This is a genomic window from Mycobacterium colombiense, from assembly GCF_001665835.1.
GTDB classification, from domain to species: Bacteria; Actinomycetota; Actinomycetes; order Mycobacteriales; family Mycobacteriaceae; genus Mycobacterium; species Mycobacterium colombiense_A.
The window spans coordinates 1-10,705 of record NZ_LZSX01000103.1 but is presented as its reverse complement, the minus strand read 5'-3'; the positions used below and the strand labels follow the sequence as shown (position 1 = coordinate 10,705).

At 66.2% G+C, this 10,705-nt stretch carries 10 protein-coding genes and 2 pseudogenes; 6 read left to right on the top strand and 6 right to left on the bottom strand.

Annotated features, from left to right (window positions below):
• Positions 1–116: 116 nt before the first annotated feature.
• Both A5760_RS24915 and A5760_RS24910 read right to left on the bottom strand, forming a co-directional pair.
• Positions 117–1,586 carry a PPE family protein gene (locus tag A5760_RS24915; protein ID WP_064885841.1) on the bottom strand — a complete coding sequence of 490 codons (1,470 nt, stop codon included), beginning with the start codon at positions 1,584–1,586 and terminating at the stop codon, positions 117–119.
• A gap of 239 nt (positions 1,587–1,825) precedes the next feature.
• A complete protein-coding gene (locus A5760_RS24910; RefSeq protein WP_064885838.1) occupies positions 1,826–2,731 on the bottom strand; it encodes a class I SAM-dependent methyltransferase in 906 nt (301 codons plus the stop codon).
• 171 nt (positions 2,732–2,902) lie between these two features.
• On the opposite strand from A5760_RS24910, the gene A5760_RS24905 reads away from it, so the two are divergent.
• From A5760_RS24905 to A5760_RS27860, 6 genes and pseudogenes are all read left to right on the top strand, one after another.
• Complete coding sequence (locus tag A5760_RS24905; RefSeq protein ID WP_064885835.1) at positions 2,903–4,084, top strand: cupin domain-containing protein; 1,182 nt, start codon at positions 2,903–2,905, stop codon at positions 4,082–4,084.
• A 390-nt stretch (positions 4,085–4,474) separates the two neighbouring features.
• Positions 4,475–4,885: a Fur family transcriptional regulator gene (locus A5760_RS24900; RefSeq protein WP_064885833.1), complete on the top strand. Its 411-nt coding sequence runs from the start codon at positions 4,475–4,477 to the stop codon at positions 4,883–4,885.
• A gap of 248 nt (positions 4,886–5,133) precedes the next feature.
• Positions 5,134–5,925: a metal ABC transporter solute-binding protein, Zn/Mn family gene (locus tag A5760_RS24895; protein WP_231122741.1), complete on the top strand. Its 792-nt coding sequence runs from the start codon at positions 5,134–5,136 to the stop codon at positions 5,923–5,925.
• Positions 5,926–5,931: 6 nt separating this feature from the next.
• On the top strand, positions 5,932–6,777 hold the full coding sequence (locus tag A5760_RS24890; protein WP_064885829.1) for a metal ABC transporter ATP-binding protein: 846 nt from the start codon (positions 5,932–5,934) through the stop codon (positions 6,775–6,777).
• Positions 6,774–7,649: a metal ABC transporter permease gene (locus A5760_RS24885; RefSeq protein WP_064885827.1), complete on the top strand. Its 876-nt coding sequence runs from the start codon at positions 6,774–6,776 to the stop codon at positions 7,647–7,649. The genes A5760_RS24890 and A5760_RS24885 overlap by 4 nt, the downstream gene beginning before the upstream one ends.
• A gap of 28 nt (positions 7,650–7,677) precedes the next feature.
• Positions 7,678–7,775, top strand: a pseudogene (locus A5760_RS27860) (hypothetical protein); the annotation flags it as partial.
• Positions 7,776–7,814: 39 nt separating this feature from the next.
• Here the strand turns inward: A5760_RS27860 and A5760_RS24880 are convergent.
• The 4 genes and pseudogenes from A5760_RS24880 to A5760_RS27040 all read right to left on the bottom strand — a co-directional run.
• A complete protein-coding gene (locus tag A5760_RS24880) occupies positions 7,815–8,699 on the bottom strand; it encodes a metal ABC transporter permease (protein ID WP_231122740.1) in 885 nt (294 codons plus the stop codon).
• Positions 8,696–9,613, bottom strand: coding sequence for a metal ABC transporter permease (locus tag A5760_RS24875; protein WP_064885825.1), 918 nt, complete (start codon positions 9,611–9,613; stop codon positions 8,696–8,698). The genes A5760_RS24880 and A5760_RS24875 overlap by 4 nt, the downstream gene beginning before the upstream one ends.
• On the bottom strand, positions 9,610–10,491 hold the full coding sequence (locus tag A5760_RS24870; RefSeq protein ID WP_082279609.1) for a metal ABC transporter ATP-binding protein: 882 nt from the start codon (positions 10,489–10,491) through the stop codon (positions 9,610–9,612). The genes A5760_RS24875 and A5760_RS24870 overlap by 4 nt, the downstream gene beginning before the upstream one ends.
• Positions 10,492–10,705 (bottom strand): annotated as a pseudogene (locus A5760_RS27040) (ABC transporter substrate-binding protein); the annotation flags it as partial. It abuts the gene before it with no gap.

Here is a 10,705-nt window from a genome sequence, read left to right as displayed (position 1 = left end):
CCTGGCCATGGCAGCGACTCCTCACCAGTGGATTGAGCTTGACGACCGCCTGGAGAATTGGCCGGCGGAACTAACAACGCAGCCACTAGTCGGCTGACGGGCCAGAAAAGTTCCCGCTAATCGGACTCCCAGTTGCCCGGCAACATGGGCAGCGAGGGCCCATTGCCGTACTCGTCACCGGCAAGCGTCGTCAACCCCGTCGCCTCCGCGGTGTCTTGCCGCGCCGTTCCGGCGAAGCCCAGCGGCCCCGCGCCCTGATCCGATGCCACCGACGAGCCCGGATCGGGTATCGGCCCATCGTCCGGTTCCAAATCCGCGTACTCGTAGCCGTGGTAGTGATCCTTCATCGTCGCCCGACGTTGCCGCCGCGCCCGCTGTCTGTCGGACAACGATGCCGCGGCCGGCGCGGCCGCGGCATCGGACCGCGGCTCGGACGCTTTGCGCTGAGCGCCGCTGCCCAGGCCGGCGCCGGTCCCGATGCCGGGGCCACCGACCAAATAGGGAAAGGCGACGGCCTCGCCGCCGGTCACTGGCGGCGGCGGCGCTGCGGGCGCAGGGGCCGAGGCCGGGGCGGGCGCCGGAGCGGGAGTCGAGACGGGGGACGGCGCCGGTGCGGCGACCGGAGCAGCGCTCACGACCGGAGCGCTGCTGACGGCCGGCGCACTGGGCGCCTGCGGCATCGGTGCGGGCACAGCGGCGGGTGCCGGAATTGGGGCTGGCTGGATCCCTGCCAGCAGACTCAAGCCCGCGATGCCTCCCGCAAATCCACCGGGCACGATGAGCGGAATGGCCGCGAGCTGGGGGAACGCCTGAAGGGCCTCCCCGAGATGGGTGAACTCGTCTGCAATGAGTCCGGCGGGCCCGAAGATGTCATCTAGTAAATCCTCCATTGCGTCGGCCGGGTCCTCGGGAAATTCCGCCAAATCTTTTCCTATAGTCTGGAAAATCTCGAGGAAGCGGTTTACCCACCAGCTCAGCTGGTATGGATTGCCGCCGTCATTGTCGACGATGCCGGTATCGTCGCTGTCTTCGCCGCTGCTGTCGGTGGCGTTCACGATCGGTGGCGCCGGATCGGTCGGCGGTGCTGCCGCCACCGCGGCCGTGGAGACCGCTTGATAGGTGGACATAGTGGTGGCCGCCTGGACCCACATCCGCGCATAGTCGGCCTCGTTGACGGCAATGGGGATGGTGTTGATTCCGAAGAAGTTCGTCGCCATCAGTGCTGCGTGTGTGGCGTGGTTGCCGGCCAGTTCCGGCAAGGTCGGCATTGCGGCCAATGCCGTGGTGTAGGCCGTGGCCGCGGTCTCCTGCTCGGCGGCCACGGCCGCGCTCTTTGCGCTGGCGCGCACCAACCAGGCCAGGTAGGGCAGGTGCGCGGCCACGTACCGCTCGGCACTGGGCCCCTCCCACGCCCCGGCCTGCGCCGCGGCCAACGTCGCACTCAGTTCGTCGGCGGCCGAGACATAGGTCTCGCTCAACGAACTCCACGATGCGGCCGAGGCCAATAAGCCGGCTGGCCCCGGTCCGCTGCTCAGCAGCGTGGAATGTATCTCCGGCGGCAACGCCATCCATACCGGTGCTGTCATGCAGGCGCGCCCGTTACCACAATCGCCCAAACGACCGATCCGTGCGAACAAACGCATGGCGCCATGGCCAAGACTCCTCGCCGGGCTTACTCCAACGAACGCCTGGGCTGTGTGACGGCGTACGGGTTAGCCCGGTAGTAGTCGGGCAGCGGTAAGCGAAAGTTCCGGCCCGCGGCCAACTCATGGAAAACTCATGAAAAACCGGCCATGATCAGCGATGGCGGCGGTCTTCTGAGCCCTCAGGCTCGAACGGCGCTCACCAGCGTGTTTCGCGCGATCATCGGGCCGGCTTCGGTATCTGGGCCGGGCAGTGGGCGGCCGACCTGTCGAAGATAATCGGCCAGTGGCGTGCCGACCGCGCTCCAGCCGCGGTTGCCGAACCATTCGGTGGCGGGCGCGATCTGCTCGTTGTAGACGAGCTGGAAAAAGACCCGCTGGTCGCCCTGCGCGGTGGCGGCGCGTTCTTCGGCCACAGCGGCCTCGAACTCCTCGGGTTTCATCGGGGCACCGTCCTCGACAGCGACGTGGCTGCCGTGGCCGGCGAGGCCGTCGATACCGGTGAACAGCTGCTCCTGGGCGGTCGCCGGGAGGTAGATCAACAGGCCCTCGGCGATCCAGGCGGACGGCTTGACCGGATCAAAACCGCTGTCCCGCAATGCTTGTGGCCAGTCCTCACGCAGGTCGACGGCGACCTCACGGCGCTCGGCGCGCGGTTGGGCGCCGGCGCCCGCGAGGACCTCACGCTTGAAATCGAGCACCTGCGGCTGGTCCAGCTCGAAGATGGTCGTCGCGGCCGGCCAGTCCAAACGGTAGGCACGCGAATCCAACCCCGCCGCCAGGACGACCACCTGCCGCACGCCCGCGGCCGCCGCGCGCTGGAAGTATTCGTCGAAGTACTTGGTGCGGGCGCCCTGGAAGTTGACGAAATGCTCGCCGAAGTCGGCGGTCTTCAGTTGGTGGTCGGGGTCCTTGCCGTCAAGGACGTCCGCCGCAGAACCGCCAACGGCGCGGCAGAAAATCTCCGCATAGGGATCCACGGCCAGCGGGTCGGGCTTTTGCGCCTCCAACGCCCGGGCTGTTGCTACGAACAACGCCGTCGAACCCACACTCGTTGTGATGTCCCAGGTATCGCCTTCGCTTCGCACCCGACCCACACTACGCCGTCGGTCCGACGCGCCTTTTGCGATGGCGCGCAACGGTAATGGCGTACTTTGCCACGGCTGCAAGCCGTCCGGCCCGGCCGTCCGTCATACTGGGATGTCGTTAAGGCGGGACGGCCGCCGGCCCATCATGACGACATTTGCTGAGGAGTAGCCATAGAACCGTCGCTCGCGTGGTTGCTTCAACCCCTTGAGGTAGAGACCTTTCTCAACGAGATTTGGGGGGCAACGCACTACCACGTCAAGCACTGCCGCGCGGGGTACTTCGATAGCCTGCTGCGGTCGCCGTCGGCGATTGACGAACTCTTGGAGCTCTTTCGCAGGGACCCGTCGACGGTGCACCTGCTGAGGGGGGAAGACAGGAAGTCAGGCTCCGACAGCTACCGGCTTGCTGACGGCAGCCTCAACCTTGTCCGCGTGCGCAACGACTTTGCCGATGGCTACACGATCATTTTGGGCGGCGTCGAGCGCTACGTGCGCGCGGTTGCGTCGTTGGCCCACTCCATCGAGGCCGAGCTGAACTACCCGATACAGGTCAACGCCTACATCACCCCGCCCGAAACACAGGGGCTCATTCCCCATTACGACGACCACGACGTGTTCTTCTTGCAGGTCCATGGATCCAAGATTTGGCATTTGTACGACGGCCCCGACGTCCCACCGCGCGAGCTGCAACCCGAAAAGAACAAGGCTGTTGTCATCGACGGCCTCCCGTTGCGAGCCGACTTGCGCCTCGAAGTCGGCGACGTGCTGTACCTGCCGCGTGGCCAAGTTCATGCGGCCGAGACGAATTCAGAGCCATCCGCTCATCTGACCGTCGGATTCCACCCACCCACCATGCTCACGCTTGCCATGGCGGCGCTTTCCGCGCTGCGATTCCACGACGACCGTCTGAACGCCTATCTGCCGCCGCGGCACCTCGACGACCCTGATGTGCAGGCGACGCTCGGCGACCTCCTACGTGACGCTGTCAAAGCGGTTGGGGACCCGAGCGCCGTCGCGAGAGGTCTCGACGTACTGGCGGATCGCCTGGTCCGCCGCGGCCGAATCCCACCACTCGGGCCGGCCTCAAACGCCGCCCGAATCGACGGAGAAACACTGGTGCGGAAGTACCAACCGCTCTATTCTCGCGTGCGGGCCGTTGACGGCGGTGTTGCGCTGCGGTTTGCGGGTTTGTCGGTGCGCGCGGGGGCGGATCACGCAGCCGCGATGCTGTTCATCTCCGCAAGCTCCATGCCGTTTCGGGTTGGCGATTTGCCTGGGCTCACCGCGCAGCAGCAGGTGGAACTCGCCCGATCCTTGATCGTGAGCGGATTCTTGGTTCCGGTCTCGGACTGATTCGACCTGTCGATGGAGCTCGCCGATCTCGCCCGCTGGACGCCGGTCCGGCTCGAGCCGGCGGGCATGCTACTGGGCCCTTCCCTCTCCCATCCTCGTCGAATTCCGCACGCAGGCCGTCATCATCTAGCCAATTTTTTGAGAACGATTATCATTTCTATGTGATCGCATACGCTCAGCGGCGCAAGTCTCCCCACCGGTGTTGTTCTCGCTTTCGGATAGGTCTGCCGGCATATGCGATGTCGCCGCCACGCCCAGCACCGGCGAGGAAGGCCGGCCCGTAACGCACGGTCCCGGACACCCGTTTAGCGACCAGAACGAAGTCGTGGTCACCATCACGGCGCACTGACCGGCGGGAGCCATGGGAACAGACGGTAAAGGAGCGCAGACATGCCCGCGCCACCCGCAGGACGACGTCGAAGCACCATAAAACGCCAAGCTGTTCTCGACGTGCTGAGCAGCGGCAACAATTTCCGCAGCGCGCAACACCTCTATTTCGAGGTCCGCCAGCAGCGAGCTACCCGGATCGCACTGACCACCGTTTACCGCATACTGCACGCCCTGGCCGAGGAGCGCATCGCCGAAACACAGCGCGCCGAGGACGGCGAGATTCTCTACCGACTGCGCACCGGGTCCGAGCACCGCCACTACCTCTTATGCCGGCGTTGCGGCGATGCGGTCGCGTTCACCCCGACCGCCCTGGAAAAGCACACTACGGAGCTCACCACCCAACACCACTACGCCGATGTCTCTCATTACATCGACCTCTATGGGACCTGCCCCCGATGTCGTGACGCTTGAACGGACAGGTCGCGCCGCCATGCGCATCGCAAGACGGCTCGGCTTCCGCCCTGGAGCGGCAGCACCTATGCTAATGAAAATCGTTGTCGCTTTATCGGCCATCCGAACGGGAGCCCCATGTGACTGCCCGCAAGCGTCGTCATGCCACGGTGAGGGTTATCGCCGTCGTGTCGACCGTCGCCGTGGCGTTAGCCGGATGTGGTTCCCATTCGCGACCGTCCTCGGGGTCGTCGACGAAGGTGAACGTGGTGGCCGCTGAGAATTTCTGGGGCGACATCGCCAAGCAAATCGGTGGCGACCACGTGAACGTGACATCGGTGATCACCGATCCGAATGCCGACCCGCACCTCTACGAGTCGGACGCGAGAACCGCTGCCGCGGTGAGCGACGCGCAGCTCGTCATCGTCAACGGCCTGGGTTACGACGATTTCATGGGAAAGATGCTGTCCGCCTCGCCCAACCCGGACCGCAAAGTGCTCACTGCGGCCGACGTGATGCAGATTTCGGGGACCAACGCCAACCCGCACATCTGGTATGACATCGCCAAGGTTCCCCAGGTGGGCTCGGCGATCGCCGCTCAGCTCGGCGCGCTCGACCCGGCCGACGCCCGGATCTTTACAGGCAACGCGAAGGCGTTCAGTGACAGCCTGGCACCCATTAACGCCGCGATCGCGAATATCAGAACGAAGTACGCCGGCGCGCCGGTCGGCTACACCGAGCGGGTGCCGGGCTACGTCCTGGACGCCGCCGGCTTGAAGTTGGCCACGCCCGCCTCGTTCGCCCAAGCCATCGAGGACGGCAACGACCCCAGCCCCGCCGACAATTCGGCGATAGACATCGCGGTGAAGAATAAGGCGATCAAGGTCCTGTTGTACAACGCCCAGGCCACCAGTCCGGCTACCGACTCGCTGAAGGCCCTCGCCCAGCAAAGTGGACTGACGATCGTCGGGGTTACCGAAACGCTGCCCACTACCGACGCGAACTTTCAAGCCTGGCAACTGCGGCAGATCAACGAGCTCACCAGCGCGTTAGGAAAGTAGCCAAACATGACGATCTCGGCCGACCCCAAATCCACCGACCCGACCGTCGAGCTGTCCGCCGCCGGGCTGGCTTACGGCTCGCGGTCGCTGTGGCAGAACGTCGACCTCGCGGTGGCACCCGGCGAGTTCGTCGCCGTGCTGGGCCCCAACGGCTCGGGCAAAACGTCGCTGGTCAAGGTCCTGCTCGGATTGACCGCCCTGTCGTCGGGATCGGCACGGGTGTGCGGCGCCCCGCCGCGTCGCGGCAATCACACGATCGGCTACGTCCCGCAACAGCGGGGCTTCGAACACGATCTGCCAGTCAGGGGCAGCGATCTGGTGCGGCTCGGGGTCGACGGCCACCGCTGGGGAATCGGGTTGCCCAGCCTGGGGCGCCGTCGCCGGGTCGAAACGGCAGTCGATGCTGTCGGGGCGTCCTGCTTCGCCGACGCCCCGATCGGGCGGTGCTCGGGAGGAGAGCAGCAACGCCTGCGAATCGCCCAGGCCCTGGCTGGGAACCCGAAGCTGTTGCTGTGCGACGAGCCACTGCTGTCGCTGGACATCAGATACCAGGCTGAGGTGGTTGACACACTCGACCGGCAACGCCGCGCCTCCGACATTGCGGTGCTGTTCGTGACTCACGAGATCAACCCGATCCTGGGGGTCGTCGACCGGGTGCTCTACCTGGTGGGCACCCGCTGGGCGATCGGCGCGCCCGAGGAGGTGCTGACCAGCGCCAGGCTCTCGGAGTTGTACCAAACCACCGTCGACGTGCTGCACGTGCAGGGGCGGATCATCATCGTCGGCGCACCGGAGGCAGTGCGGACCGCGGACGACCATGCCAACCAAGAAGACAAGGTGGTGGCGCGGTGACGCTGTGGGATTATCTGCACGTCACGTTCGTCCAGAACGCCCTCATCGCGGCCACCCTGGTGGCGGTGACCGCGGGCCTGATCGGCCCGTTCGTGATCATCCGCGACCTCGCGTTCGCGGTGCACGGCACCGCCGAGCTCGCGTTCACCGGCGCCGCGGCCGGCCTGCTCGTCGCCAAGAATCCCGTGTTGGGAGCGCTGCTCGGTTCGGTCGTCGTCGCCACCGCCATCGGGCTGCTAGGCGACCGTCCGCGCGAGCGAAACTCCGCGATCGGGGTGATCCTGGCCTTCGGGCTGGGTGTGGGCGTGTACCTGCTTTCGCTGTATACGGGCTTCGCCACGGCCGCCACGAACATATTGTTCGGTCAACTCTTCGGCGTCAGCCCCAGCCAGATCGCTCTGCTCATCGTCGTGGCAACCGCCGTGCTCGCCACGATGACACTGCTGTACCGCCCGCTGCTCTTCGCCTCCGTCGATCCCGACGTCGCACTCGCGCGCGGGGTTCCGACCCGGCTGGTGGGGTTGCTGTTCGTCTACCTGCTCGCGCTGACCGTCACCGAAGCCGCTCAGATCGTCGGCACGCTGCTGGTCCTTAGCCTGGCGATTACGCCCGCAGCCGCGGCCACCCGGCTCACCGCGCGCACCCCGGTGCTGATCGCATTGTCGATCGGATTTGCGTTGATCGCCGCCGACGGCGGGCTGCTGCTGGGCCTGCTTCGACCCAACGTCAAAGCCAGCGTTTTCATCAGCGGCATCAGCTTCGCGATCTACGCAGTCGTGCGGCTGGCCAGTCCAGGTTTGCGCCAGTCCATCTCCGGCAGCCGTGCGGCCAAGTGGGTGTCGTCCGGCTCTCGTGAGATGGCGAACAAATAGCGAGACAGCGTCGAAAGGACCCCGATTGGCCCTGTCCCCCGTCCTGGCCGCGAATCCTGCACAACGCATCGTGCGGTGGCGGTGGTGGCCAACAGCTCGCGACTGATCCGCTACCGACTGAACTGACTCCCGGCTCGAGCACTGTTCGTTGCCGGGGTCGTTCAGTTACGGTGTAGCACCGGCCGGGCGGGCGTTGCGCTCGCTGATAGCGCCGGAGATCAAGTAAATCGCTGCCGCGGTGCTCATGATGGTGAAGGTGGCGGGCGCCGCTGGAACGGCGTAGGCGGCGGTGACGCCGATCCAAATCGCGACCGCGGCCAGGAACGCGGACAGCCAGAACCCGTGCCAGGGTCGGGCCGTCAGGCGTGCGGCAGCGGCCGCGGGCGCGGCGAGCAGGCCGAGTACGACAAGCGCGCCGATGATCTGGGTGGCCTCGGCAACCGTGACCCCGACAATGACCAGGAAAAGCGTGCTCAGCGACCGGGTCGGCACACCGGCAGCCTGGGCGACGGCTGGATCGATGCTTGCGAACAGCAGCGGACGCGCGATCGCGATCAGCATGACGCCTAATCCGGCGGCGACGGCCAGCGCCAGGGTCCTCGCCTGGTCATTGATCCCAAATATGCTGCCGAACAGCACATTAACGTTGGCTGTTCCGTTGTTGCCGCTGCCGTGGGTGGCGTAGTAAGTCAAGAACAGCGCGCCCAACCCCAGTATCCAGGAGAAAAACGAGCCGAGCACGACGTCGTCGGCGCCGCGACGGCTGATCACACCCAGCGCGACTCCGGCGGCGATGGTGGCGGCGAACAATCCGATGCGGGGGTCCAGCCCGGCCACCAACGCCGCCATGGCTCCGGTATAGGCGATGTGTCCTTGAGCGTCGCCGGCGAATACCTGGCCGCGCAACACGAGGAAGTAGCCGACCAGCCCGCACACCACCGCCACCGCGGTCCCGGCCACCAGCGCGTGGGCGATAAAAGGGTGACCCAGCATGTTCGCCAACCCCGTCAGTGGCCCCGACGCGCTGAGGTGCGCGTCGATGATCGTCACGCCGCCACTGCGGGGCGAGCCGGAGGGTGCCGTCGGTCGATCCGCTGAAGGCTCCGCTCGACGCCCCCTCGGTAGCCGACGGCCAACAAATAGGTGCCGTACGCGAAACTGCTCACCCAGAAGCCGATCGGATACGGCGAATAGAACGCGCAGCCGATGCCTAACCAGGTCACGGAGACCGCTATGAAGACCGAGAGCGCAATGCCCAACGCGGGACGGGCGGTGAAGTGAAAAGCGGCCGCGGGTGGGGCCACCAGCAGCGCGAAGACCAACAGGCTGCCGGTGATCTGGCTGGCGCCGGCAGCGGCGGCGCCGAGCACCAAGAGGAACACCCCGGCGACGAGTCGGGTCGGGACGCCGTTGGCGGCGGCGGCATCGGGGTCGATTGAGGCCCACAGCAGTCGGCGCCCAATCGCGGCCAGCACAACCAGGCACACCAGTGCGGCGATGAGCAGTACGCCAACCTGCTGGGAGCTAACCCCCGCGATGGTGCCGAACAGCAGATTGGTCAATCCCGACAGGAATCCGTGATAGAGGCTGACGAACAGGAAGCCGGTCGCCAATGCGAACGCTTGAATCGTGCCGATCCCGGCGGATTCGTCGCCGGATCCGGTCAGGCGGCCCGCCTGGTTCGACGCGGGCAGCAGCGCAATCGCCGCCGCGGCGCCTATACAGGCCGCGAAGTAGCCGTAGCCGGTAGCCGTGCCGAGCCAGGCCGCTGCGGCGGCGCCAGGGAAGCCGACGATGGCCAGGGTGTGCCCGGCGAAGCTTTCCTTGCGCAGCACCATCACCCAGCCGACAACGCCGGCGAGAACGGCGACGACGGTACCGGCGCGCAGCGCGGTGACCATGAAAGGGTAGGCGCACATCTGCTGCACGTCGGTGATCAGATTCCAGGTCAGCTGCGGATTCATCCAAGCGTCCCAGCGGTTTGCGCCGGAAGAGCGTCGGGTTGGCCGACGACGAACAGGCGCCCGGCGTGGTCATGGAGCACGTCGATCGGGATGCCGTAGAGCGCGCTGAGCTGATCGGCAGTGATTACCTCCTCGGGCGCTCCAATCACGGCCGACCCGCGGGCGATGTAAATGACTCGATCCAGGTAGGGCAGGATCGGATTCACGTCGTGGGCCACCATCACAACGGCGACTCGGTCGCGGCGGCAGATGCTGCTCACCAGCGCACTGATCCCGGCCTGGCTCGGTACGTCGAGGCTGTCGAGCGGCTCATCGAGTAAAAGCAGTTCCGGTCGGCGGATCAGGGACTGCGCGATCAGCAGCCGCTGCTGTTCGCCCCCGGAGCAGCTGCCGATCGGGCGGCGGGCATATCCGGCGGCGCCGACCACCTCGATCGCGTGCGCGAGCCGTCGTCGCCGTTCCGCGAACCTTCGCGGCCTCAGCACACGGGTCAGCCACGGTACCGGCGTTCCCCAGCGCGCGCCGTCCAACCCCAGGGACACCACGTCGATGCCGCGGATGCGCATGCTGGCATCGAACGCGCGTCGTTGCGGCAGATACCCGATCCGGTTGTTGTTTCGGCCGGGGCGCGCACCCAGCACCTCAACCACGCCGTGCGATGGTGTCAGCCCCAATAGCACCTTGAGCAGCGTCGACTTTCCGCAGCCGTTGGGTCCGAGCACGGCAACGAATTCACCGGCGGCGATGTCAAGGGATACCTCTGACCACACGGTCGTCCCGCCCACCACGGCCGAGGCGCCGCGCATCCCGACCACGATCCCGTCGTTCACCGGGGCTGGGACAGCCTGGCTGCGGTGGCCGGGGACGGCGCCGGTCATCTACTTTCCGGTCGCCGTGTGCAGAGCGACGGCCAGGCTAGACAACTGCGCGGATTGCCAATCCTGAAACGACGCGTTTGCCGGCGACAGGGTCTCGGTCACAGTCGTGATTGGTATGCCTTGCTTTTTGGCCGCGTCGGCCTGGGTCTGCACATCTGGGGTGTTGTTTTGGCTGTTGAACACGTAAACCTTGATCGCCTTGGTGGAGATCTGG